This is a genomic window from Flavobacterium johnsoniae (assembly GCF_030388325.1).
Lineage (GTDB): Bacteria > Bacteroidota > Bacteroidia > Flavobacteriales > Flavobacteriaceae > Flavobacterium > Flavobacterium johnsoniae_C.
This window is the reverse complement of record NZ_CP103794.1, coordinates 1047196-1073219: the sequence shown is the minus strand read 5'-3', so window position 1 is coordinate 1073219 and position 26024 is coordinate 1047196. Positions and strand designations below refer to the sequence as shown.

Sequence of the window (26024 nt, the reverse complement as noted above, 5' to 3'; positions counted from 1 at the left end):
GCTATTTTATATTAAAAATCTGTTCTAAAATTTTAATTGTAATCAAATAAGTTGGTTTTACGCCCGTTGTTCCCAATCCGCCAGAAGCTAATGTACTTCCTGTTTCTAAAGGATTATCTGATGCGTAATATGCGTAACGAACTTTAATATCGTGCGGCACACTTTTTCTAATTTTTGATGCCGATTGAATCGCTTTTTGATAATAAGAACCTTCCATTTCAAGACCAATTACGCCCCAAGTCGATTCGTGGAAAAATTTCAATAAATCTCTATTTTGCAATGATGTTCCAAGAACCGTAACCATTGCACCTTCGTAAATATCAATATCATTTCCTTCAAACATGGCACCAGTTAATTCATTTTCGAAGAAATAATTATCTGCCGTTCCTTCGTTGATATGCGCTGTCGGAATCATGATATCTCCTTTTCCGCCTTCCAAAATTCCCGCTTTCCCCATTATAGAAACCGATTTTACATTTAGTAAAGTTTCTTTTTTGAATGGTTTTAAAAGTTCGTCAATTGTTTCGTAAGCTTGCTCACCAAAAGCGTAATCCATTACGATAATTACTGGTTTATCTTCACCCACATTGGCATGCGAAAAAGCTGTTTTTGACCAGTCAATTTGAGCGGTATCAAAAATCTGAACGTCGATGTTTGTTCCTGAAGCATCTGGTAACGAGATCATTCCGTTTTTCAACGCTAGTTCTTCAACTTGACCTCTAATTTCTTTTGAGCCAGAACTGCTTAATTCTTCATAAATAAAGAAATCTGTTTTTCCTTTAAATTTTGTTTTTAGCAAAGGCGTTGCAAAAATCGAATTCATCACACTGTGCATATTCGCACTGATAACGTGAATCGGTCTTTTCAATAAGTCGTTTGCTTTTAAAACCTCTTTTATGTTTGTTGCCCAGATTTCTCCGTGAATGTGATGTCCTAAACGTTCACGCAAAACTGGACTAAAAGTAATCGTTCTTTTGTTGTTTTCAACAATTTCTTCGATCGCTAATTTTCCTAACCAATAAATAACGTGCAAGAAACGATCTGGCGCATTTTCTGAACCAAAAGCATCGTAAATATCCAAAACTTCTTCAAAAGTTCTGGCTAAAATATTGGCAACGTGCGAAATTGCTTTCTCTTTTTCAATCTGTGTCAGCTTTTTGGTTTGCATTACTGCTTGTTCCAATTTCTGCCAATCGCGAGAAACTTCGCCTCCATCATCAATTAAAACTCTATTTTTAATTTTATGAGATTCTATGAAAATGAAAGTCAAATGCGTTAGAATATCATAAATATCAGAACGTCCGCGCGTAATTTCTACGTTCATTTGCTCTTCGTCGATTCTGTAACAATTTCTTCTTCTTTTTGGAGGAACAATTGCTTGAAAATGCGATTTAGAATATCCTTCGTCTGAAGTTAAATTGATAAAACGACATTGTTCAATTCCGATTGGAAGACGTTCAATGACGTATAAAAGTCCGTTTAATTCTACTTTTTCTTCGGCAATATTTCCGTAGATTTCAGGTCTTAATGCTAATAATGATTCGCGTAAGCTATCGCCAGAAACTCCCATTGGTTTGTAAAAACCACGGTTGAATAAATGGCGCATTGTAATGTACATTTTTTCTATAGCCGCAGAAGATTCCTGCGCTCTTGATCTTGATATATGTTTGGTTTCTTTCATTCTGTATTATTTTGTAAACTCAAATGTAAGCAAATACAAGGCATGCCTTGTATCCACAATATCATTTTTTTTTAATCATTTTGATTTATTTTCTGCTTTAAATTTATCTTTTTCCCATTTTTCGGGATTTGAAACAATATAATCAGAAATTCTTTGATAATCATTATTGCTTCTAATGATATTATCATAAAATAATTTTTGCCATTGATGTGGATATCCTAATCTATTGGCATGTTTGGTTACTGCAGATTTATAGGATCCAACAATTGACGAAATAGTATTTTTTCCAATGTTTTGAAATCGTGGAGACAGGGCGTGTTGAGACAGGGCATGCCCTGTCTGTACAATATTGCCGTCATTTTCGAAATCCAAATCAATATTATCCAATGGTTTATTAATTATCAAAATTCCGTGAATATGATTTGGCATGACCACAAAATCACCCAATTCCACATTTTTATGGTGTGATGGAATTTGATGCCATAATAAATCGGCAATAATTCCGGCATGCGATAAAATCATTTTATTATTTTGAATTTCTCCAAAATAATGTTTTCTGTCTTGTGTACAGATAGTTATAAAATAGGCTCCATTCCAACCATAATCCCAGCATTGAGCTCTTATTGAAGAAATACGGTATTTATTCTGAAATTTTCCTTGACTCATTTAATTTTCATTTACTTATCCACACTCATTAATATGAATAAATAACTGCTTAATCTTGGAAATATTATTTTATTTTGTAAGATTATCCGCAATATTTCTATCGTTCGACAATCTCGGAATCTTATTTTGTCCTCCTAATTTGCCTTGCGATTTCATATAATCTTGAAATCCGTTTTTAGAAACTTTGGTTACGACTACTTTCTGCAATACATTTCCGGTAATTAAATCGTCGTAATAAATGTTTTGTTTTCGCATCGAATTGTCGATAGTTTCTGCAAAAACTTCCATGTTTTCCGGTTCGTTTTCAAATTCTACGAACCATTCATGATAAGGCAATCCGCTTGACGGATTAATCTGTGGCGCAACTGTAAATTCGTTAATTACAATATTAGTCGACGCAACAGCTTCTTTCATCGCATTCTCTACTTCATTGGCAATTACATGTTCACCAAAAGCAGATATATAATGTTTGATACGCCCAGAAACTATCACACGATGCGGAAATAAAGAGGTAAATTGAACTGTATCGCCAATATTATAGCGCCATAGTCCAGCATTTGTAGAAATAATTAAAACGTAGTTTACGCCCATTTCTACTTCGCCAATTGTTAACGCTTTTGGATTTTCTTCAAAGAATTCATCTGCTTTTATAAACTCGTAGAAAATTCCTGAATTCAACAATAAAAGCATTCCTTTTTCTTTTTGAGAATCCTGATACGCAAAAAAACCTTCAGAAGCAGGAAACAATTCGATACTATCTACTTTTCTGCCAATCATGTTTTCAAATTTGGCGCGATACGGTTCGTAATTAACACCTCCGTAAATAAACAAATTGAAATTTTTGAATATTTCGCCAATCTTTTTTCCGCCACTTTTTTGCTGTAAACGCTCAAAATACATCTGAACCCAAGACGGAATTCCAGATATAACAGCCATATCTTCTTTTATGCTTTCGTCTACAATGGCATCAACTTTAGTTTCCCAATCTTCAATACAATTGGTTTCCCAAGAAGGCATTCTATTTTTCTGTAAATATTTTGGAACAAAATGCGCTACAATTCCAGAAAGTCTTCCAAATTTGATTCCGTATTTTTCGGTTAGAATAGGACTTCCTTGCAAAAAAATCATTTTTCCGTCAACAAAATCGGCATTTCCAGTTTCATTTACGTAATGCAGAATAGCATTTCGCGCCGCTTCAATATGATACGGCATTGATTCTTTGGTTAACGGAATAAATTTTGCACCAGAAGTTGTTCCAGAAGTTTTTGCAAAATAAAGTGGTTTTCCTTTCCAAAGAATGTTTTCTTCGCCTTTTACAACCTTATCAACATAAGGTTTCAGATCTTCGTAATCTCTTACAGGAACGTTTTTCTGAAAATCTTCAACCTTTTTTATTTGATTAAAATGATGGTCTTTTCCAAAATTGGTTTCCGTTGCATTTTTTATTAAATTTTGAAAGATTTTCTCTTGCGTTTCAACTGGTTTTTTGGCCCAATTTTGCGTCTTATTATATATTTTTCTGGCAAATATCTTTGCCGCTAAAGCTTTAATTGACATTTTTTATGGTATTATTTTTTGTCACTTTTCTTTTTATCTTGCGGTTTCGGCTCCAATTCCTTTTCCGTTTTTGCGACTTCTTCTCTTAATTTTATTTCGGCATCAGAAGCTTTCATGTTTAAATCTGATGGATCTTCGGCTGTTTCTGATAAAATAGAATCTTTATTAAATTTTGAATATTCTAATTCTCCTTTTAAGACTTTTTGAATTCCTTTTATATACACTTCATTTTGACGTAAAGCGGTTTCTAAAGAATCTGATTTTATTGCCAGTCGGGTTGCGTTTCTTTTTAATTCTGTCGAAGAATAACCTGGAATAAATTCGCGAAGCGGCGTAAAAGCGATAATGAAAGTGGTAACTAAAATTAAAAAAATGCCTCCTAATGTAAATGTTACGAAGACATTCATTAAAGTAAGCCTAAAAGAAAAAATTTCTTCAAAAGTTTCTTCATTTAAGATTATCAATCTGTTTTTAATGAATAATTTTTTTCTTAAATTCTTTTTCTTTTTTTTAGCCATTGTACTTCATTATGCTAGCAAATATAGTAATTAATCGTCACGATATTGATCGAGAAAATACTATGAAATGCTATAATTTACGATTTTATAAAATATTTAACGTGGTTTAATACTAATATTTTAAACTAAAAATACTTCTATTTCGTATATTTCTATATACCTTTGCGGGATAATTTAGAAAACAATTTGCTTCGGCATTAAATATAATAGTCATGGGAAGATTAGGTCTTACAGAAATCCTTGTTATCGTAGGTATTGTGATATTACTTTTTGGAGGTAAAAAAATTCCAGAATTAATGAAAGGTTTAGGAAGTGGAATTAAGGAATTTAAAAACGCTGCTAAAGACGATCAACCTGCTGCTTCTAAAAAACAAGAAGAAGAAACGAAATAATAAATTCGAAAAACTTATTAAAAAATCCCAAACTGCAAATTGTAGTTTGGGATTTTTTTTGGCTTTTAATAAAAAGATATTTACATATAGTTTGTCATTTCGACGAAGGAGAAATCTTCGTAAGTAGCTCTACAGAGAATAGACAAATTGTAGCGGAGTTACTCGTGGAGATTTCTCCTTCGTCGAAATGACAAGATTGAAGAAGTTTATAATTTTACAAAACCATCGTCAACTGAATTCTCTTTCTATCTTCATCAACCTCAGTTACTTTCACATCAACATGCTGATGTAATTTTACCACTTCGTTTACATCGCTTACAAATCCAGCTTTTAACTGAGAAATATGAACTAATCCGCTTTCTTTGATTCCGATATCAACAAAACAGCCGAAGTTGGTAATGTTATTAACAATTCCTGGTAATATCATTCCGGTTTTCAAATCTTTAATTGATTTTACATTTGCATCAAATTCAAAAACTTTCGCAGACTTTCTTGGGTCTAATCCTGGTTTTTCAAGCTCTTTTATAATGTCTTTAAGCGTAAGTAAACCAATTTCAGGTGTAACATACTTCTCTGGCTTAATAAGCGCTGTTTTTTCTTTGTTCGCAATCAATTCATTCAAAGAAATATTCAAATCCTTCGCCATCTTTTCAACAACTGAATAGGCTTCGGGATGCACCGCCGAATTATCCAGCGGGTTTTTAGCATTTGCAATTCTGATAAACGCTGCTCCTTGCTGATAAGCTTTATCTCCTAAACGAGGCACTTTTTTAAGCTGTTTTCTATCTTCAAAAGGTCCGTTTTCAGAACGGTATTGTACAATGTTTTCAGCAAGCTTCTCTCCTATTCCACTCACATAACTTAGTAAATGTTTACTTGCTGTGTTGATGTTAATTCCAACCGAGTTTACGCAACGAATTACCGTATTGTCCAATTCTTCTTTTAATTTAGTTTGGTCAACATCATGTTGATATTGTCCAACTCCAATCGCTTTTGGGTCAATTTTTACCAATTCTGCCAAAGGATCTGAAAGTCGTCTCCCTATAGAAACCGAACCACGAACCGTTACATCATAATTTGGAAATTCTTCTCTCGCTACTTTTGATGCTGAATAAACCGAAGCTCCAGCCTCAGAAACAATAAAAACCTGCACTGGTTTGTCAAACGCGATTTTTTTTATGAAAAATTCGGTTTCTCTTGAAGCTGTTCCGTTTCCGATAGAAATCGCGTCAATTTGATACGCATTTACCATCGAACGGATTTTCTTAATCGCCATTGTTTCCTCATTTTGCGGCGCGTGCGGATAAATCGTTTCATTATATAAAAGATCTCCTTTTTCGTCCAGACAAACCACTTTACAACCACTTCTAAATCCTGGATCGATTGCCAAAATTCGCTTTTCTCCCAACGGCGGAGCCAATAAAAGTTGTCCTAAATTATTAGCAAAAACCTGAATCGAATTTGCATCTGCCTTTGCTTTTGCTTCTTGCAACGTTTCATTTCCAATTGCCGGATTCAATAAACGTTTATAACTGTCTTCAATTGCTAATTGCAAATGAGCTGTCGTATTATTTTGTTTTTTAATGATAATTTCGTCAATAACATCGTAAGCATCATCAATATCAACATCGATTTTCATTTTGATAAAACCTTCATTTTCTGCACGAAGCATTGCTAATAAACGGTGCGCCGGCGCTTTTGTCAACGGTTCTTCCCAATCAAAATATTGACTGAATTTCTGTGCGCCTTCCTCTTCCGCTTTCTTTTTAACCACTTTTGTTCCGATAGTTGCTTTTCGCTGAAATAGTCTTCGAAGCTGTTTACGAACATAAATATTTTCGTTAATCCATTCGGCAACAATATCTCTTGCGCCTTGCATTGCCGCTTCTTCGTTTACAACATTTTCATTCAAATATTGTGTTGAAATAAAGTCAACATCTACATCACTTTCAGACATAATAATTTTTGCTAAAGGTTCTAAACCTAATTCTCTAGCAACATCTGCTTTTGTTTTTTTCTTCTTTTTGTATGGAAGATAAAAATCTTCAATTTCTTGCAGATCAAAACTATCTTCAATTTTTTTCTTCAATTCTGGCGTAAGCGCTTTTTGTTCTTCAATAGATTTTAAAACGGCTTCTTTACGTTTTATAAGCGTATCATAATCTTTTTGAAGTTTTGCAATTTGCTCAATAACAGTTTCATCAAGATTTCCAGTTGCATCTTTTCGATAACGAGAAATAAACGGAATCGTACAATCTTCTTCTAATAATTTTACTGTGTTTTGAATGCTTACAACGGGTGCCTGTACTGACTTGGCAATGAATTGAATATTAGTCATATTTTTAATGAAATAAATTCTTAATGTTAAAATGATATATTTTACTTGTTAAAAACAAGATCTGTACACCAATTAGTTTGCTAAAATAATATCTTTGTTTTTAATTTTTAGCCTATGAAAGTTTTATTACTATATTTTTTATTTATAAACTTCATTACTTTTCTGCTTACTGGTTACGATAAATTTCAAGCTAGAAGACACAGAAGGCGAATTCCTGAATTTATACTTTTTTTGCTTGCTTTTGTTGGCGGAACAATTGGTTTATTAACAGGAATGTTTTTCTTCAGACATAAAACGGCAAAAATTACTTTTATTATGAAATTCTCTTATATTATTCTTGTTCAGATTGTCGTAATCTATTTAAAAATGACTCAAAAAATCTAGATATTAACATTGTTGATAACTCAATATTTAAAATATAAATATTTAAAATTCAGTAATTTATAAAACAAAAAACCGGATGAATTATTAAAATCCGCCCGGTTTGTTTATTATTTAAATGGTGCGACGCACCGAATTTTTTTTTCGTTTTAAGCGCAAGCAATTTTATTTACTCTATTTTGATGTCTTCCGCCTTCAAAAGCTGTATCCAAGAAAGTTTCAACTATTTCAACCGCTTGATGAATAGAAGTAAATCTTGCCGGAATACTCACAATATTTGCATCATTGTGTAAACGAGTTAAATACGCAATTTCTTTTGTCCAGCATAAACCAGCTCTCACTTTAGGGTGTTTATTAACAGTCATTGCAATTCCGTTACCGCTTCCGCAGATTACGATTCCGAAATCTGCTTTTCCTTCAGAAACATCATTTGCAACTGGATGTCCAAAATCTGGATAATCTACAGACGCATCTGTATCTGTACCATAGTTAGTTACTTCATATCCTCTAGCTTTCAGCATTTCAACAATTGCTTTTTTATATTCAGGGCCTGCGTGGTCGTTTCCTATCGAAATTTTCATTTTTTCTACTATTAAGTTGTGTAGTACAAATTTACTCAATTAATAAATGTTTGGCACGAATTACACCAATTTTCACAAATTTTTTTCTTTTCAATTACATTTTCAACACCGCAATTATAATTAGTTTACTTTCGTGAAATTCATGACAAAAACTCTTAATTTATAACTACTTTACTGTCAAAACCTTATCAGTTATTAACAATTTTAATAAGTCTATAAGTATCTCATAATCAATAAAGAATAAATAGAAATTTTGTTAAAATTTTGAGGTGTTAATACGAGTTTGTAATTGATTGATATTCAGTTAACTTTAAATTAACAGAAAATGTTAATAAGTTCGAAAAGAAAATTAGAAGTTTTTTTTGGTTGTTTCAAAAAAATACCTAATCCAAAAGTGAAATGAAAAATGCAAGAAAAGTTTCAGGAATTTTTGGAAAAGTTATCAATACCAAAAATACCATTTTCAACAAATATCAACATATGAACTTATCTACAAAATGAATTCATTTTTGGTTGTCAACCGTTGTTAATTAAAATACAAAAAGTCTTATAAATTAATCATTTAACCAAAAATAACTATGTTGATAACTCAGAATAAATAAGTAAAACGAGATTTCAATCACTTCAAAAAAAAAATTATTCGACATATTAACAAGCTATAATAACAACCAAATTTTTTTAAATTTTAAAAATCTTTTTTTTTTGTATTTAATATATGTTGAAAACTAAAAAAGTTGAAAAGGAAAAAAAATATTTTGAGTTTGAATTTTACTTTGATTTTACTTTGATTTGAATTTGTTTTTGAATTTGTTTTTGAAAGTTTGTTTCAGACTATTTTAAGCGGGTTGTTGAGATTGTCCAAGATTTCTTGAACTTGCTCGAAATCGTTTGGATGAACTTTGAGTTTGATTCCGCCCAGAGCTGCAGAATACATTGGAGCGACAGAAAGTGTCATTTCGTTTTCGAAAAAATAAGGGATTTCTTCTTGTTCAAGTAAGTGTTTGAGAACCACTGTTTCGTGCTGATAATTGAATACTGCGATGGTCTTAAAGCTTTCCATATGAGGTGTTTTTGTAAATGTACGAAAAGTTATATTTTTAATAATTCTATTTGTTAAAAAGTATTATCTGATTTCTTATTTGTAATTTTAAACCTTATAAGAAAAGATATATGAGTAAGAAAATTAGAAAGCCGATAAAAAAAGAGAAAGATTTCTCTGGGAAGATCCTGAAGATTTTATCGCAAAACGCAAATAAGCCATTTAATTACAAACAGATAGGAGCAAAGTTAGAACTTGACGATACACAAAGCAGAAATCAGATTATTAAAGATTTGAAAATTCTAGCGGCTCAAAAGAAAATTATAGAAACAGAACCTGGAAAATATTTAGTTAAAGCAATCAGCCAGGATTATTACGAAGGAACGATAGATATGACGAGCAGAAAAACGGCATATTTTATTTGTGATGAGTTTGAAGAAGATGTTTTTATTCCGACCAATAATTTGAATCGTGCTTTAGATAAAGATAAAGTAAAGGTTTATGTTTATAACAGAAGAAAAGGAAAAAGACCTGAAGGTGAAGTAATTGAAGTTATCGAAAGAGATAAAACAGAATTTGTTGGTGTAATTGATATGCAGCCAAATTTTGCGTTTGTTTCTACTGCAAATCCTAAAATGTATACCGATATTTTTATTCCAAAAGATAAAATTGGAGAAGCAGAAAACGGTGATGTTGTTTTAGTTAAGATTGAAGATTGGCCAAAAAGAGCCGATAGTCCGTTTGGATCTGTAATTCGAGTTCTTGGAAAACCTGGAGAACACAATACTGAAATTCATGCTATTTTAGCTGAATACGGATTGCCAGCAGATTTTCCGGTAGAAGTAGAGGTTTTTGCACAAAAACTAGATACTTCGATTCAGGAATCTGAGATTGCAAAACGTCGTGATATGCGTGATACGCTTACGTTTACAATTGACCCGAAAGATGCAAAAGATTTTGATGATGCGTTGTCTTTCAAAAAATTAGAAAATGGAAACTTCGAAATTGGAATTCATATTGCTGATGTTTCGTATTATTTAGAACAAGGAACAATTCTGGATGACGAAGCGTATCAAAGAGCAACTTCGGTTTATTTAGTAGATAGAGTAGTGCCAATGCTTCCTGAAGTGTTGTCAAATTTTGCTTGTTCACTTCGTCCAAATGAAGAGAAATATACATTCTCTGCAGTATTTGAAGTTTCTCCGACAGCTCAAGTTATTAATCAATGGTTCGGAAGAACTGTAATTTATTCAGATCAGCGTTTTGCTTACGAAGAGGCACAGCATATTATTGAAACAAAAGGAAATAATACGATTCCAGTTGATATTTCTATTACTGGAGAATCTTATGTTGTTTCGGATGAAATTGTTGAAGCTACTTTAAAATTGGATGAATTAGCGAAGATTTTAAGAAAGAAAAGAATGCAGCAAGGCGCTATTTCTTTTGATAAAGTCGAAGTGAAATTTAATCTTGATGCAGAAGGAGAACCAGAAGGAGTTTACTTTAAAATCTCAAAAGATGCCAATCATTTGATCGAAGAATTTATGCTTTTGGCTAATAGAAAAGTCGCTGAATATATTGGAAAACAAAAGAAAACCTTTGTTTACCGTATTCACGACGAACCAAATGAAGACAAATTGATTGCGATGCAAACCGTAATTGCTAAATTTGGTTATAAAATTGATTTTCGTAACAAAGGCGATATTTCTAAGTCTTTGAATGCATTGATGGAAGAAGTAAATGGTAAAAAAGAGCAAAACTTAATTGATACTCTTGCGATTAGAAGTATGAGTAAAGCCAAATATTCGACAGATAATATTGGTCATTATGGTTTAGCGTTTGATTATTACAGCCATTTTACATCGCCAATTCGTCGTTATCCAGACGTTATGGTACATCGTTTGTTACAGTTTTATTTGGATGGAGGAGCTTCTGTAGACGAAGAAACTTATGAAACAAAATGTCTGCATTGTTCAAACATGGAAAGTTTAGCTACAAATGCTGAACGTGATAGTATTAAATACATGCAGGTTAAATACATGCAGGATCATCAGGACGAAGAATTCTTGGGAGTTATTTCTGGTGTTACAGAATGGGGAATTTATGTTGAAATCGTTTCTAATAAATGCGAAGGAATGGTGAGAATCAGAGAAATAAAAGAGGATTACTATACTTTTGATGAAAGACAATATGCATTGGTTGGGGCAACTTCAAATCGCTTATTGCAATTAGGAGACGAAATTTATGTTAAAGTAAAAAATGCAGATTTAGTGAAGAAACAACTTGATTTTCATTTTTTAAGAAGAGCAGAATAAAGTATTAATTAAAAAAAATAAAAGTATGAGAAAGCTAATAATTGGAGCAACAATTTTATTTGTACAAATGTCTTTTGGTCAAGTTACCAAAGAATTAGGTGAATTTGATACCGTAAAAGTTTACGATAAATTAAGTGTAAAATTAGTTCAATCTTCAGAAAATAAGGTTGTTGTAAAAGGAGCAAGAGAAAAAGAATTAGAAGCTGTTAATAAAAATGGTGTTTTGAAATTAAGAATGCCTTTTCCTAAATTGCTGTCAGGAAATGATCTTGAAGTTACTTTGTATTACAAACATTTAGAACTTATTGATGTTAACGAAGGGGCAGAAGTTACGAGTAAAGAAACTCTAAAAGCGACTTCGTTTAAAGTTAGTGCACAAGAAGGTGGAAAAATTAACGTAGATTTGAATGTTGATAAACTAAAAGTAAGTTCAGTTTCTGGTGGAGAAATCACTGTAACTGGAAAAGCAGATAACCTTGATGCAGGTTTAGGAGCAGGCGGATATTTCCTTGGAAGTAAATTAGCCACTTCTCAGACTAAAGTAAGCGTTTCTGCGGGCGGAAAAGCCGATGTTAATGCTTCGACCCTTGTTGATGCAAAAGTAAGCGCAGGAGGCTCTATTTACATTTATGGAAAACCAAAACAAATAAACCAAAAAACAGTCTTTGGTGGTAAAATCGAAGAAGTAAAATAACAAGTCGTATTTTGATGATAAATGATATTTTGGCTGGACTGCCATGGGGACTTTTTCTAAGCTTTATGGTAGGTCCGGTATTTTTTATACTATTAGAAACCAGTATTACAAAAGGATTCAGAGCTGCAATAGTTTTTGACTGTGGTGTAGTTTTAGGTGATATATTTTTTATAGCAATCGCTTATTTAGGAAGTTATAGATTGATTTCCAGTTTAAAAGATAAACCTGCATTATTTATTTTCGGCGGAATCATAATGTTGGCTTATGGTATAATTTCTTTTGTGAGATTAAAAAAAGGAGAAAAAATAAATGATGAAGAAATCGACCGTGATATTATAAAAAGAAATTATGGAAGTTTATTTATAAAAGGCTTTTTACTGAACGTTATCAACATTGGAGTTCTTGGTTTCTGGTTAGCTGTAATTATTTCTGTCGGACCAAAATTAGAAATGCAAAACTCTAGAATGATTACTTTTTTTACTGCAGTAATTGTAACTTATTTAATAGTTGATTGTCTTAAGATATTATTAGCCAAACAATTAAAATCAAAAATGACACCTACTAATATTCTTAAAATCAAAAAAGGAATTAGTATTGTTTTAATGGTTTTTGGAGTTGCTTTAATGGTTCAAGGCTGGTTTCCAAAAGAAAAAGAAATGGTTAAAAATGCTTTTGAGAAGATAGAAAAATAGTTTGTTAATAACTCAAATTATAAATTAAAAACCTCTGAATTTCAGAGGTTTTTTTTATGTTTATAATGTTGGTTTAGAATTTTGTCAAAGTTTCAAACTTTGACAGAGTTGACGACAGTTTGTCATTCTGAGGAACGAAGAATCTTCGCAAGTAATTCCGCAGCTATTGTCAAATCTTTGTAGAGCTTCTTGCGAAGATTCTTCGTTCCTCAGAATGACAAGATTGCGGAGAGTTTAGACATAAAAAAACCTTCAAAGTAATTTGAAGGTTTTAGAGGCATCGTCCGGATTCGAACCGGAGTAGGAGCTTTTGCAGAGCCCAGCCTAGCCGCTCGGCCACGACGCCATTGCTTGAACGGATGGCAAAAGTAACTAAAATCTTTAAATTTCAAAAGTTTCAAAGAAAGTATTTTAAAATTTTAAAGTTTTAATTATAAAAACTACTTTCTAATTTCCGTCATTTTTATGGTAACTGATTCAACATCACCACCAATAGGAGGATTTATTTTAGAAACCCAAACTGTTGTTTTTTCTACCGTTTCTATCTCAGCAAGCACACGAATATTGATTCTTTTAGCAACATGTTCTAATAAATGCGAACGAATTGCCATTTCTTCCGTCACAATTTTGTTCAAATGTACGTAGTCAACAGTATCTAAAAGATGATCTGTTTCTGCTGATTTCTGTAAATTGGTTTTAATTTTTAGATCGACAGTATAATCAGATCCAATTTTTCCTTCTTCAATTAAACATCCGTGGTAAGAAAAAGTACGAATGTTTTTAAGTTTAATAACTCCCATTTTTATAATTTTATTCTTGTAGTGTTTGGATTTTGATAATTGGATGTTACAGCGTATACTGTAACTATTTTGTTAATTTCATCAACTGTAAAATGAATAGTGTATGGGAATTTTTTCAAAGGTAAGGTTCTAACTATATTATACTTTTCTTCAAAAAATGGAAATGTATTTAAAGTATCTACATACTTTTGATATTCATTAAAAAATTTTGTTCCTAAACCATTAGAAAGAGATTCATAATATTCAGCAATTTCATCTACTTCTAATTCAGCTCTTAAGAGAATATTTATTTCGAACATTACTTCTTATTCCATTTAGCATTAAGTCTTTTTTTAGACTCTTCCCAACTAATAAAATCCTCTGGTTTAGCATTTTTTATACGTTCTAAAACCATTTCTTGCTGCCATAACGGAATTTCATTCTCAACATTTTCATCTATAGAAACATCAGGAACATGCTTGAAAAAACTAATAAAAGTTTCGTAAAAATCGTCTGGAATTGTAACGGTTAATTGTCTCATAATTCTGAATATTTATACAAAAATACTAAATAAACTAATTGAAGATTTTAAGTTTAACGTTTCATGTTTTGCGTGACTTAGATAACTTTAAACCTGAAACCTGAAACCTTTTTTTTATCTTTGCTAAAATTACTATAAAATAATGGCATCAGAAGAGAAATCACTCAATTTTATTGAACAAATCATAGAGGAAGACGTAAAATCAGGTCTTTCAAATACTAAACTTCGCTTTCGTTTTCCACCAGAACCAAATGGATATTTACACATTGGACACGCAAGTTCTATTGCGTTAAATTTTGGTTTAGGAATTGATTATCAATCTCCTGTGAATTTACGTTTTGATGATACAAACCCTGAAAAAGAAGAACAGGAATTTGTTGATGCTATTAAAAAAGATGTAGAATGGCTAGGTTATACTTGGTCTGAAGAACGTTATGCATCAGATTATTTTCAACAATTGTATGATTGGGCCGTTTTATTAATTAAAAAAGATAAAGCGTATGTTGACAGTCAATCTTCTGAGGATATGGCGATTCAAAAAGGAACTCCATCTACAACTGGAACCGATTCTCCATTTAGAAATCGTTCTGTTGAAGAAAACTTAAATTTATTCGAAAGAATGAAAAACGGTGAATTTGAGGCTGGTACACATATTCTTCGTGCAAAAATTGACATGAAATCAACAAACATGTTAATGCGTGATCCTATCATGTACAGAATTTTACACAAACATCACCACAGAACTGGAGATGCTTGGAAAATCTATCCAATGTACGATTGGGCACACGGACAAAGTGATTATTTAGAGCAAATTTCGCATTCATTTTGTACACTAGAATTCTTGCCTCACCGTGAATTATACGATTGGTTTTTAGATCAAATTTTTGATGATAATAAGCTTCGTCCAAAGCAAAGAGAATTTGCTAGACGTAACTTATCACATACTGTTGTTAGTAAAAGAAAATTACAGCAACTAGTTAAAGAAAAGCATGTTAACGGTTGGGATGATCCAAGAATGTCAACCATTTCTGGATTAAGAAGACGTGGTTATACAGCTGCTTCATTACGTAATTTTGCTAATACAATTGGTATCGCAAAACGTGATAATTTAATAAATGTATCAGTTTTAGAATTTTGTATTCGTGAAGATTTGAACAAAATTGCACCTCGTGTAATGGCTGTTTTAGATCCTGTAAAATTGGTAATTACAAATTATCCAGAAGGAAAAGAAGAGTGGTTGGAAGCTGAAAATAATCAGGAAGATGAAAGTGCAGGATTCAGAAAAGTACCTTTTTCTCGTGAATTATACATTGAAAGAGAAGACTTTTTAGAAGAAGCTCCAGCTAAGTTTTTCCGATTGACTTTAGGAAAAGAAGTACGTCTTAAAAATGCTTATATCATTAAAGGTGAATCAGTTGTAAAAGATGGAAACGGAAATATCACAGAAATTCACGTAACATATGATACTGATTCTTTAAGTGGAAGTGGGACAGAAGCAAGCCAAAGAAAAGTATCTGGAACCTTACATTGGGTTTCTATTCAACATGCATTAGAAGCTGAAGTTCGTTTATACGATCGTTTGTTTACAGATGAAGCTCCAGACAGTTATAAAGAGAAAAATTTCTTAGATTTTGTGAATCCAAATTCGTTAGAAATTGTAACTGGATATGTTGAACCAAGTTTATCAACAGCTCAAAATGAAGACAAATTTCAGTTTCAACGTTTAGGATATTTTACTGTTGATAAAGATTCAACTCCTTCAAAATTAGTATTTAACAAGACTGTTGGTTTGAAAGATGCTTGGGAAGAAAAAGGTAAAAAAGAAGAGAATAGCATCAATAATTCTTTGAAAGATATCAACAAATATTTTAAAGTTGAGACAAAACCTGAAAGAATTGCAATTGAAAGTGCAATAGGAGAGAACATCAAAAATATCACTAGTTTCTCTTTATTACAGAATTCTTTAAAGAAGAATATCAACAATAATAAGGCTTCGCTGTTGTTTTCTCAGTTTGTTTTGAAATATTCAAACTGGAAATCTACAGATTTTGAAGAAGAAGATATTAAGAAATTATATTCAATGTCTTTAAAAAGTGAATCGACTTATGTTCGATCAAAAGCACTTTTAAATTTAAGAGATATTGAAAGTGAAAGTTTCAAAAATCAGTTTGATGATGAAATTTTGAAATTATATTCAAATCCTGCAAAAAATGCATCAGAGAGAGAAATTGAAATTCTTTCTGAAATGGTGAAGAAGTAATATCAGATAAATTTATTAAAAGCGCTTTTATAAGCGCTTTTTTTTATTATATAAATTTACTATTGAAATTTTAAATTTTATAAATTTTATAAATTAAAAATGACTTTCATAAATTAGTTTTAAAGAGAAATAAAAATATGTTGGATAAGGAATTCATTTTTTTGATTTTCGTTCCATAAAACTTATTATTTCGTTTTTTTGATTTTTGATCTCCAATTTTATTTTCAAAAATAGTAAATTTAGGTTTTTTCTTATTTTTTATAATTTTGACTTCAATTTTATATTCATAAATTTTAATTATTAATTTATTTAAAATTTTAATTTTTAATTATTATTTATAAAATTGATAATAAAATTAAAATTAATAGTTTTTATATATTAATTTTAACCTTCATAAATTGATTTTAAGACGTTTTTTAAAGTTGGTTGATAGATAACTCATTTTTTAAATAATTATTTATTTAAAGCTTTTATTTAACTTTTTACTGTTATTTTAGTCAGTTTAACGGCTTGTTAACACACAATTGTTTATAAAGTTGCTATTTTTAACTCAATACCAAAAATCAGAGATGATTTTGCAAAAATTAAAATTTGCCGTGACGGAAACTAAACTGAATTTTACTGTTTTTAAAAACTCGTAATTTTTATTGCTGTAGATTTTCAAAATTGAATTTCCTGAAAAGACAATTTTATGTTCTCATTTTTATTGTGATGTAATTTTGATAATATTTCGCGTAAAAGGTATTTTTCAATTTGTATCATAATGTACAAAATTCCATAATATTGAATTTGTGTGAAGCTTAAGTTTAAAATTTCAAATCTGATCATTTTTAATTTAAATCTAATAATCATGAAAATTTTATATTTTACGCTAGCATTGTTATTTGCAAATGTTGCAATTTCTCAAACACATCAAATTACAAAACACAATGGTGAACAACTTGATGTTAATTTCATAAAAAATGAAAACGGTTTAATTTATTATTCGTTGAACGGAAGTTCTGAAGAAGTAAAAATTAGTAAACATGCTGTTTCGTCTATAACGAACAAGCAGACAAAAACAACTCAAAAAGTTTCTGATAAAATAATAGTAGATTCAAAAGACGATTACAAAATGGTAACTGTTCTGCCACAGGAAAAGACAATAGGACTGAAGCAAGTTGCAAGTTTTACTGGTGTCTCGACAAGGACAAAAGGAGAACCACCAATTGCAAATCAAAAGCAGACTGCGATGAGAATCAAATCTAAATCTGCTTCAAACGGATATCCTTTTGTTAGTATTGTAGACAAAGGTGATGGTAAATATGAAGCTACGACTTATGTGTATTAATTATATTGTTAATTTTTGGTAAATAACAATTAATCAAAGTTTTATCATTTTAAAAATGAGTATCTTTAAGTAATAATTTAAAAATTGTAATATCATGTCTAAAAATTTAAATACAGCAGCGGCAATTTTAGCGGCTGCAGCGGCAGGAGCAGCGATCGGAATTTTATTTGCTCCAGATAAAGGATCAAAAACGAGAGCAAAAATAAAAGAAGGTATCGATGATGCGAAACATAACATCAAAGATTCTTTTGATGCCAGCTCAGAAGTTTTACGTGAAAAATTTACAAGTGCTACTCAAAACCTTGATGGAACTCTGAATGATTTACTTTCAAATGTTAGCCATAAAACAGAAGAAGTAATTACTTTTTTAGAAACTAAATTGGCTGAATTGAAAGCACAGAACGCTAAACTTCAGAAATAATAATTTTTTAAAAGCACATAACTTGCTTATTTTTATAGGAAAGTTTTGTGCTTTTTTTTATTTTAAATTTATAATTATGGCTTTTGAAGAGTTAAAAGAAAACACTGAAAAAATTCAGGATCAAACTAAGATTTATATTGACAGTCATTTGGCTTATTATAAACTTTGGGGTTTTAAAGTGGCAATGAAATCTACAACGCTAATTTTTAAGTTTACTTTGATTTTGGTTTGTTTCACTATGGTTTTAATATTTGGATCTTTTGCAGCAGCTTATGGTTTTGGTTCTTTGTTCGGAAGTAATGCTTTAGGATTTTTAACGGTAGGAGGAATCTATCTTTTCTTTACAATTTTGCTTTTCTTTATAAAAGATAAAATGGTTGAAGGTCCGATTTTAGAGAAATTCTCAGAAATATTTTTTAATGATTAAGACTTATGGAAAAGAAAAAATACTCATCATACGCTGAAATTGACAGAGATTTAGAAATCTTAAAATTGGAAAAAGAAATCAATTATCAGAAATTGGTTTTGAGTTTTCAGAAAACGAAAGAAAGCATTACACCGCAAAATATCGTAAACGGATTTGTTTCTTCTTACACAGATTATTTTAGAAATTCATTTCCACAAATTTTACAATCTATTATACCATTTGTTATCAATTGGTTTATGAATAAAAAAAGAGGCAATTAAGCCTCTTTTTTATTTTGTAATTATTGTTGGACATCTGGTTGAACGTCATCTTCATATCCAGATTGAGGTTGAATAGGTTTTGGTTTCTCTACTTTTTTATTGTGTTTTTTCATCATTTCACCAACTTGGTTTGATGCTGAAAAAGAAGCAACCATATTATTCAACATATCGCTTCCAGCTTGTGGAGAATTCGGCAATAATATTAAATTAGAATTTGCATCGGCGCCAATAGCTTGAAGTGTATCATAATGTTGCGTAACCACAATTAGGGCAGAAGCTTCTTGAGAATTAATTCCAACATTGTTCAATACTTCAACACTTTCTACAAGACCTCTTGCAATTTCACGACGTTGATCTGCAATACCTTGACCTTGTAAACGTTTACTTTCTGCTTCAGCTTTTGCTTTTGCAACGATTCTAATTCTTGAACTTTCTGCTTCAAATTCAGCAGCCGTTTTTTCTCTGTCAGCTGCGTTGATTCTATTCATTGCATTTTTCACCTGGATATCTGGATCAATATCTGTAACCAAAGTATTGATAATATCATATCCGTAAGTAGACATTGCTTCGTTCAATTCACGTTTTACTGCAACTGCAATATCATCTTTTCTTTCAAAAACATCATCTAATTTTAGTTTAGGAACTTCGGCACGAACTACGTCAAAAACATAAGAAGTAATTTGATCGTGTGGATATTCTAGTTTATAAAAAGCTTCATATACTTTTTCTTGAATAACTTTAAACTGAACAGAAACTTTCATTTTGATAAAAACATTGTCTCTAGTTTTGGTTTCGATGATAACATCTAACTGCTGAATTTTAAGATTTACACGTCCGGCCAATCTATCAACCAACGGAATTTTAAGTTGTAATCCTGAATTTCTAACACTTTGGAATTTTCCAAATCGTTCGATAATTACAGATGATTGTTGTTTTACAGTAAAGAAAGACGACATGAAAATGAAGAATGCCAATACTAAAAAGATAATAAATGCTGTACTCATGGTTATATAGTTTATATTTATGATTCTGGTAAATTACGAAAATTCTTCTAAATTAAAATTATTAGACATTAAAAAAACGCTAAGAACATTTGTTATATGTTTCATAGCGTTTCTATTTTTTTAACCATTAAGATATTAAGTTAATTAAGTCAAGCTTTGTCAAGAGAATTAAGCTAAGCTTTATGAACTTATATAAAGTATTATTTTACCATCAAGAAAAACTTAATTATCTTAAAATCTTAATGGTAAAATTTTTTATAAACTTGAAATTGCTTTCTGAATTCTAGCGATAGTTTCTTCTTTTCCAATGATTTCAACAATGTCAAATAGGTGAGGACCTTTTAGAGCTCCAACCAAACTTAAACGGAAAGGTTGCATTACTTTACCCATTCCGATTTCGTTTTTTGTTAACCAATCTTTTACGATTGCTTCGATATTTGCAGAATCAAAACCATCGATATATTCTAGAGTTGAAATCAATTCTTGCATTAAAGCCGGAGTTTCTTCTTTCCAATTTTTACTTGCTTTTTCATCGTAAGATGTTGGAGCTTGAAAAAAGAAATCTGTTAAATCCCAAAATTCAGAAACGAAGTTTGCTCTTTCTTTAATCAAAGAAACAATTCTGGTTAGATCATATTTAGAAACATCAATACCTTTTTCTTCTAAAATAGGAGAGAAGCTTTTCGCTAAATCGGCATCATTTTGTTTTACTAAATATTGGTGATTGAACCATTTGTTTTTCTCTGGATCAAATTTTGCTCCAGCTTTATGAACTCTATTCAAGTCAAAAGCTTCTGCTAATTCTTCTAAAGAAAATATCTCTTTTTCAGTTCCGTCATTCCATCCCAATAAAGCTAAAAAATTTACAACTGCTTCTGGGAAAAATCCATTCTCTCTATATCCTGATGAAACTCCTTCTGCAGTTTTCCATTCTAAAGGAAATACTGGGAATCCCATTTTGTCTCCATCTCTTTTTGATAATTTACCATTTCCAACTGGTTTTAAAATTAAAGGTAAATGAGCAAATTCCGGAGCTTCCCAACCAAAAGCTTTATATAATAAAACGTGAAGTGGCATAGATGGCAACCATTCTTCACCACGAATTACATGTGAAGTTTCCATCAAATGATCATCTACAATATTGGCTAAATGGTAAGTTGGCATTCCGTCACTTTTGAATAAAACTTTATCATCCAAAAGATTAGTTTCAAACTTAACATCACCACGAATAATATCTTTCAAGTGTAAAGTTTCATCAACCGGAGTTTTAAAACGAATTACATAATGTTCTCCATTTGCAATTCTTTTAGCAACTTCATCAGCAGAAATTACTAAAGAAGTATCTAACTTTTCGCGATTGTGGTGATTGTAAATAAATGTTTTTCCTTCAGCTTCGTGTTGTTTTCTATGTGCATCCAAAGCTTCTGGAGTATCAAAAGCATAATATGCCCAACCAGAATTTATTAATTGATCTGCATATTGCTGGTATAAATCCTTACGTTCGCTTTGTCTGTATGGACCAAATTTTTCATTTTTTCCAACCGTTTCTTCAGGAGCAATTCCTAACCATTCTAGAGCTTCCATAATGTAAGCTTCTGCACCTGGAACAAAACGAGTCTGATCTGTATCTTCAATTCTCAGATAAAAAACACCATTATGTTTCTTTGCAAATAAATAATTAAATAGGGCAGTACGAACTCCGCCAATATGTAATGGTCCAGTCGGACTTGGTGCAAAACGCACACGAACTTGCTTTGACATTTGTTTAAAATTTTGTTGCAAAGATACGATATTAGTCAAAAGCCAAAAGTCGAAAGTTTGAAAGGTTTTTAGCTGTGTGCTAAACTTTTGACTTTCGACTTTTGACTTTCAGACTTATTGTTATAATTACTACTTTTATGGGTTATAATTAAAACAGATTTATTTTGAAAACAACATCTGCGATATATCAAAAGTTAGAGGCTTTTATTAAAAAATATTATACCAATGAATTGATAAAAGGGATACTTCTTTTTACAGGTTTTGGGTTGTTGTATTTTTTGTTTACGCTTTTTGTAGAGTACTTTCTTTGGTTGAAACCATTAGGAAGAACTTTTCTATTTTGGTTATTTGTTGGAGTTGAAGTTTTCCTTTTAATTCGTTTAATTCTGTTTCCGTTATTTAAGTTATTCAAGCTTCAAAAGGGAATTGATTATACTCAAGCTTCTAAAATTATTGGAAATCATTTCACAGAAGTGAGTGATAAGCTGACGAACTTTTTGCAATTGTCTTCAGAGAATAATGCTGAAAGTTCAGAATTGGTTTTAGCTTCAATTGAGCAAAAAGCAAATTCACTGCAACCAATTCCATTTGGAAATGCCATCAATTTTAAAGCTAACAAAAAGTATTTGCCGTTAGCTTTAGTTCCAATTTTGCTTTTTGCTGTGTTTTATATTTCTGGAAATAGCAATATTATTTCTCAAAGTTTGAATAGAGTAGTGCATTTCAATTCTGCTTTTTTGCCGCCAGCTCCTTTCAAATTTGTTGTTTTGAATTCTAATTTGCAAGCAGAACAAAATAAAGATTTCGTTATCAAAATGGAATCTGTTGGAAATGTTGTTCCAGAAAATGTAATGATTCATATTGGTGATGAAAGTTATTTTATGGAATCTTCTCAACCTGGAAAGTTTGAATTTAAAGTGGAGAAACCAGCAGATAATATTCAATTTTCATTTGAAGGAAATTCAGTTGTTTCAGAAGAATACGAATTGAAAGTTATTACAGTTCCATCTATTGCAAACTTCGAAATGGTATTAAATTTTCCTTCTTATCTAAAGAAAAAATCAGAGACAATTCAAGGAACTGGAAATGCAATTGTACCAGAAGGGACGACTGTAACTTGGAAAATGAATACCAAATCTACACAAGAAGTGGTATGGAAAAGAGATAATGAAGTATTTAAGTTCAATAAAGCAGAAAATGAGTTTAAATTGGCTAAAAATATAAGTCAAAATACCGAATATCAAATACTTACATCTAATAATAAGGTCAAAAACTACGAAAAACTGGATTATCAGTTGTCTGTAATCAAAGATCAGTTTCCAAGCATCAATGTTGGTCCTGCACCTGATAGTTTGAAGTTAGATAAGAACTATATTCTAGGAAGATTGGGTGATGATTACGGACTTTCGAAATTGCAAATTGTGTATTACGAACGTAACAAACCACAATCTGCTAAACGCGGAAACATTCCTGTGAAGTCTGGAGTATTCGATCAGTTTGTTTTTAATTTTCCAAGTAACCTTCCAGTAGAAGAAGGAGTTTCATACGAGTACTATTTTGAAGTTTTTGATAACGATGCACCACACGGATTTAAGTCTACAAAGTCTTCTACATTTTCTGATCGTGTAGCAACTACAGATGAAATTCAAGATCAGGAATTGCAACAGCAAAATCAAAATATTAATAGTTTATCTAAATCTTTGAAGAACCAAACCAAGCAGATTTCAGAAATGGATAAGCTTCAAAATAAAGGAAAAGAAAAAGATAATTTAGAGTTTAAAGATCAACAAAAGATCAACGATTTTATCAAACGTCAGAAACAACAAGACGAAATGATGAAACAGTTTTCTGAGAAAATGAATCAGAATCTGGACAAATTTAAGGATGATAAGAAAGATAAAACGGCCGATGATTTACAAAAGCGTTTAGATAATGCACAGAAAGATCTAGAAAAGAATCAGAAATTATTAGACGAATTGAAGAACTTAAACGATAAATTAAACAGCGAAGAACTGTTTGATAAGATGGAAAAGTTCAAACAAATTAGTAAAAATCAATCACGTAATTTAGAGCAATTGGTTGAATTAACCAAGCGTTTTTATGTTTCAAAGAAAGCAGAGCAAGTTGCTGAGAAACTAAACAAACTGTCAGAACAACAGGAACAGTTATCGAATAAAGAGAAAGAAAATACTAAAGAGAAGCAAGATGAAATCAATAAATCTTTTGATAAGATTCAGGAAGATTTAAAAGATTTGAAAGAAGAAAATAAGACTTTAAAGAAACCTTTAGATATTCCGTCTGATGCTTCAAAAGAGAAAGATGTAGATAATGATCTTAATAAAGCTTCTGAAGAATTGAGTAAAAAGAATACTTCTGGAGCTAAGCCAAAACAGAAAAGTGCGGCTAAGAAAATGAAGTTTATGGCTCAGGAAATGCAGAGTGAAATGGAAGGCGGAGAACAAGAACAATTGGAAGAAGATGTAGCAATGCTTCGTCAGATTCTAGACAATCTTTTAGCTTATTCTTTATCACAAGAAGATGTGATGAAACAGTTCAAAGCAATGAAATTGGGTTCATCTACATTTACAAAGAACATTAAGATTCAGCAGAATTTGAAACAGCAGTTTAGACATGTTGATGATAGTTTATTTGCACTTTCATTACGTAACCCAAAGGTAGCTGAAGACGTAACTAAGGAAATTGGAAATGTGCAATACAACATGGACAAGGCTATAGAAACCTTAACCGATGTTCAGATCCCAAGAGGAGTTTCACACCAACAATATGCAGTTTCATCTGCCAATAAGTTGGCCGATTTCTTAAGTGATTTATTAAATAATATGCAGATGTCGATGTCTAAACCAGGTGCTGGCAAACCGAAACCGGGAGACGGACAAGGAATGCAATTGCCAGATATTATTCAGAAACAAAAAGGGCTTGCTGATAAAATGAAAGACGGAATGCAATCGGGACAGAAGCCAGGTGATAAACCTGGACAAGGGCAAAACGGTCAAGGAAAAGATGGAGAAAGTAAAGATAGTCAAGGGAACAAAAGCGGTGATAAAGGTTCTTCTGGTAAAGATGGTAAGAATGGAAAAGGAGAACAAAAAGGTAATGAAGGAGAAGATGGAGAAGGTGATGCTGAAGCTATAATGGAGATATACAAAGAGCAAGTTAAACTTCGTGAGGCTCTTCAAAAAGAATTAGCAAAGAAAGGTTTAGACTCTCAAGGTAGATCTGTAATAGATCAGATGAAACAATCTGAAAAGCAGATTTTGAATAGAGGTTTTAAAAATGAGAACTTACAACGCATCTTAAATATCCAACAAGAATTATGGAAATTAAATAATGCAGTTCAGCAGCAAGGACAAGATACACAAAGACAATCTGAAACTAATAAAGCTGATTTTATAAATCGTTCTAATGCTTTACCAAGTTCACTATTGGAATATTTAAACAGTGTAGAGATATTAAACAGACAATCACTACCTTTGCGCTCGAATTTTAATCAAAAAGTTCAAGAATACTTTAATACAAAATGATAAATTTTAATTACGAAACAGATTTTACTTTAGGAGACGAGCAGGCTTTTAGTGACTGGCTTAGTGCTGTAATTATTTCTGAAAACAAGAATGAAGGAGAGATCAACTATATATTCTGTGATGATGAGTATCTTCATAAAATCAATATTGAATATTTAGATCATGATACGTTGACTGATATTATCAGTTTCGATTATACAGTTGGTAACGAGTTAAATGGAGATATTTTTGTTTCTGTAGAACGTGTTGCAGATAATGCAAAAGATTTCAACGTTTCATTTGCTGAAGAACTTAAAAGAGTGCTATCTCATGGTATACTACATTATTGTGGATACAAAGATAAGTCAGACGAAGAAGCTCAATTAATGAGACAGAAGGAAGAAGAGAAAATGAAGATGTTTCACGTGGAACAGTAATTAAACATCTTTTTAATATATATGTTCCACGTGAAACGTTGTGGTTTTTTAAAATTTTTATAACGTTCCACGTGAAACATATTCGAAGAAATTAAAAGAATTTTACAGCGTTCCACGTGGAACGTTTTTTTAGGTTTGAATTTAAAAGAAATAGAATGGGGTGTTTCACGTGGAACATGATTTTAAAATATTCTTTGGAGTTTAGAATGGAAGTTTAGAAATGTTTCACGTGAAACATTTATTAAAAAGATTCTGTTTTGGAATTCTGATTTGAAAGTTCTCTTTGGGAATTTTTATTTCAAAGTTCTGTTTAAAGTTCTGTTTGAAGAAAATAAAAAGATGTTCCACGTGAAACGTTTTTATTTGTTTTCTGAATTTGAAGATATCAGTTTCCAGTTTTTAGTTTGAACTTGAAACTTAAAACCTGAA

General features: G+C 31.3%; 24 protein-coding genes and 1 tRNA gene. 12 read left to right on the top strand and 13 right to left on the bottom strand.

The annotated features are described in order from the left end of the window. Nucleotide 1: 1 nt before the first annotated feature. From NYQ10_RS04765 to NYQ10_RS04750, 4 genes are all read right to left on the bottom strand, one after another. The gene (locus NYQ10_RS04765) at nt 2–1681 is read right to left on the bottom strand and encodes a DUF6909 family protein (RefSeq protein WP_289879121.1); all 1680 of its coding nucleotides are present in this window, start codon (nt 1679–1681) and stop codon (nt 2–4) included. 75 nt (nt 1682–1756) lie between these two features. Next, complete coding sequence (locus tag NYQ10_RS04760; RefSeq protein WP_289879120.1) at nt 1757–2347, bottom strand: transposase; 591 nt, start codon at nt 2345–2347, stop codon at nt 1757–1759. Between the two features lie 69 nt (nt 2348–2416). After that, the gene (locus NYQ10_RS04755; protein ID WP_289879119.1) at nt 2417–3904 is read right to left on the bottom strand and encodes a GH3 auxin-responsive promoter family protein; all 1488 of its coding nucleotides are present in this window, start codon (nt 3902–3904) and stop codon (nt 2417–2419) included. 11 nt (nt 3905–3915) lie between these two features. Next, complete coding sequence (locus NYQ10_RS04750; protein WP_289879118.1) at nt 3916–4422, bottom strand: peptidase; 507 nt, start codon at nt 4420–4422, stop codon at nt 3916–3918. 212 nt (nt 4423–4634) lie between these two features. On the opposite strand from NYQ10_RS04750, the gene NYQ10_RS04745 reads away from it, so the two are divergent. Continuing rightward, the gene (locus NYQ10_RS04745; protein ID WP_008465789.1) at nt 4635–4814 is read left to right on the top strand and encodes a Sec-independent protein translocase subunit TatA/TatB; all 180 of its coding nucleotides are present in this window, start codon (nt 4635–4637) and stop codon (nt 4812–4814) included. 214 nt (nt 4815–5028) lie between these two features. Here the strand turns inward: NYQ10_RS04745 and NYQ10_RS04740 are convergent, their stop codons facing one another. Next, nucleotides 5029–7152 (bottom strand): Tex family protein, encoded by a 2124-nt coding sequence (locus NYQ10_RS04740; RefSeq protein WP_289879117.1) that lies wholly within the window; start codon nt 7150–7152, stop codon nt 5029–5031. Between the two features lie 114 nt (nt 7153–7266). Between NYQ10_RS04740 and NYQ10_RS04735 the strand changes: the two genes are divergently transcribed. Then, the gene (locus NYQ10_RS04735) at nt 7267–7536 is read left to right on the top strand and encodes a DUF1294 domain-containing protein (protein ID WP_289879116.1); all 270 of its coding nucleotides are present in this window, start codon (nt 7267–7269) and stop codon (nt 7534–7536) included. A gap of 146 nt (nt 7537–7682) precedes the next feature. Here NYQ10_RS04735 and rpiB read toward each other — a convergent pair whose 3' ends face one another. Further along, a complete protein-coding gene (gene rpiB, locus NYQ10_RS04730; protein WP_008465784.1) occupies nt 7683–8114 on the bottom strand; it encodes a ribose 5-phosphate isomerase B in 432 nt (143 codons plus the stop codon). An 826-nt stretch (nt 8115–8940) separates the two neighbouring features. Next, a complete protein-coding gene (locus tag NYQ10_RS04725; protein WP_289879115.1) occupies nt 8941–9174 on the bottom strand; it encodes a putative signal transducing protein in 234 nt (77 codons plus the stop codon). A 110-nt stretch (nt 9175–9284) separates the two neighbouring features. On the opposite strand from NYQ10_RS04725, the gene rnr reads away from it, so the two are divergent. From rnr to NYQ10_RS04710, 3 genes are read left to right on the top strand one after another with little or no spacing between them, the layout of a single operon-like run. Further along, the gene (gene rnr, locus NYQ10_RS04720) at nt 9285–11468 is read left to right on the top strand and encodes a ribonuclease R (protein ID WP_289879114.1); all 2184 of its coding nucleotides are present in this window, start codon (nt 9285–9287) and stop codon (nt 11466–11468) included. 25 nt (nt 11469–11493) lie between these two features. After that, complete coding sequence (locus tag NYQ10_RS04715) at nt 11494–12162, top strand: head GIN domain-containing protein (RefSeq protein WP_289879113.1); 669 nt, start codon at nt 11494–11496, stop codon at nt 12160–12162. Between the two features lie 14 nt (nt 12163–12176). Beyond that, nucleotides 12177–12854: a LysE family translocator gene (locus NYQ10_RS04710; RefSeq protein WP_289879112.1), complete on the top strand. Its 678-nt coding sequence runs from the start codon at nt 12177–12179 to the stop codon at nt 12852–12854. A 275-nt stretch (nt 12855–13129) separates the two neighbouring features. Here the strand turns inward: NYQ10_RS04710 and NYQ10_RS04705 are convergent. The 4 genes from NYQ10_RS04705 to NYQ10_RS04690 form a co-directional block, all read right to left on the bottom strand. Continuing rightward, a tRNA-Cys gene (locus tag NYQ10_RS04705) sits at nt 13130–13200 on the bottom strand. Nucleotides 13201–13294: 94 nt separating this feature from the next. Further along, on the bottom strand, nt 13295–13654 hold the full coding sequence (gene folB, locus NYQ10_RS04700; protein WP_057115457.1) for a dihydroneopterin aldolase: 360 nt from the start codon (nt 13652–13654) through the stop codon (nt 13295–13297). Nucleotides 13655–13656: 2 nt separating this feature from the next. After that, on the bottom strand, nt 13657–13953 hold the full coding sequence (locus NYQ10_RS04695) for a hypothetical protein (protein ID WP_111284287.1): 297 nt from the start codon (nt 13951–13953) through the stop codon (nt 13657–13659). Beyond that, a complete protein-coding gene (locus NYQ10_RS04690) occupies nt 13953–14174 on the bottom strand; it encodes a hypothetical protein (protein WP_289879111.1) in 222 nt (73 codons plus the stop codon). The genes NYQ10_RS04695 and NYQ10_RS04690 overlap by 1 nt, the downstream gene beginning before the upstream one ends. A 142-nt stretch (nt 14175–14316) precedes the next feature. Here NYQ10_RS04690 and NYQ10_RS04685 point away from each other — a divergent pair, with 142 nt between their 5' ends. The 5 genes from NYQ10_RS04685 to NYQ10_RS04665 all read left to right on the top strand — a co-directional run bounded on the left by NYQ10_RS04685 (nt 14317) and on the right by NYQ10_RS04665 (nt 18872). Beyond that, entirely contained in the window at nt 14317–16434 is a 2118-nt protein-coding gene (locus NYQ10_RS04685; RefSeq protein ID WP_289879110.1) for a glutamine--tRNA ligase/YqeY domain fusion protein, read from the top strand. An 850-nt stretch (nt 16435–17284) separates the two neighbouring features. After that, nucleotides 17285–17764 carry a hypothetical protein gene (locus NYQ10_RS04680; protein WP_289879109.1) on the top strand — a complete coding sequence of 160 codons (480 nt, stop codon included), beginning with the start codon at nt 17285–17287 and terminating at the stop codon, nt 17762–17764. Between the two features lie 94 nt (nt 17765–17858). Then, nucleotides 17859–18185 (top strand): YtxH domain-containing protein, encoded by a 327-nt coding sequence (locus NYQ10_RS04675; RefSeq protein ID WP_289879108.1) that lies wholly within the window; start codon nt 17859–17861, stop codon nt 18183–18185. 76 nt (nt 18186–18261) lie between these two features. Next, nucleotides 18262–18612, top strand: a complete 351-nt coding sequence (locus tag NYQ10_RS04670; RefSeq protein ID WP_289879107.1) for a competence protein — start codon at nt 18262–18264, stop codon at nt 18610–18612. A gap of 5 nt (nt 18613–18617) precedes the next feature. Beyond that, the gene (locus tag NYQ10_RS04665) at nt 18618–18872 is read left to right on the top strand and encodes a DUF6327 family protein (RefSeq protein ID WP_289879106.1); all 255 of its coding nucleotides are present in this window, start codon (nt 18618–18620) and stop codon (nt 18870–18872) included. Nucleotides 18873–18892: 20 nt separating this feature from the next. Here the strand turns inward: NYQ10_RS04665 and NYQ10_RS04660 are convergent, their stop codons facing one another. Both NYQ10_RS04660 and gltX read right to left on the bottom strand, forming a co-directional pair. After that, nucleotides 18893–19876 (bottom strand): SPFH domain-containing protein, encoded by a 984-nt coding sequence (locus NYQ10_RS04660; RefSeq protein WP_289879105.1) that lies wholly within the window; start codon nt 19874–19876, stop codon nt 18893–18895. 255 nt (nt 19877–20131) lie between these two features. Further along, on the bottom strand, nt 20132–21637 hold the full coding sequence (gene gltX / locus NYQ10_RS04655) for a glutamate--tRNA ligase (protein ID WP_289879104.1): 1506 nt from the start codon (nt 21635–21637) through the stop codon (nt 20132–20134). A gap of 164 nt (nt 21638–21801) precedes the next feature. On the opposite strand from gltX, the gene NYQ10_RS04650 reads away from it, so the two are divergent. Together NYQ10_RS04650 and ybeY are read left to right on the top strand one after the other, a co-directional pair. Then, complete coding sequence (locus NYQ10_RS04650) at nt 21802–25179, top strand: DUF4175 family protein (RefSeq protein ID WP_289879103.1); 3378 nt, start codon at nt 21802–21804, stop codon at nt 25177–25179. After that, the gene (gene ybeY / locus NYQ10_RS04645) at nt 25176–25595 is read left to right on the top strand and encodes an rRNA maturation RNase YbeY (RefSeq protein ID WP_289879102.1); all 420 of its coding nucleotides are present in this window, start codon (nt 25176–25178) and stop codon (nt 25593–25595) included. Before NYQ10_RS04650 ends, ybeY begins: the two co-directional genes overlap by 4 nt. The last annotated feature ends 429 nt before the right edge of the window (nt 25596–26024 follow it).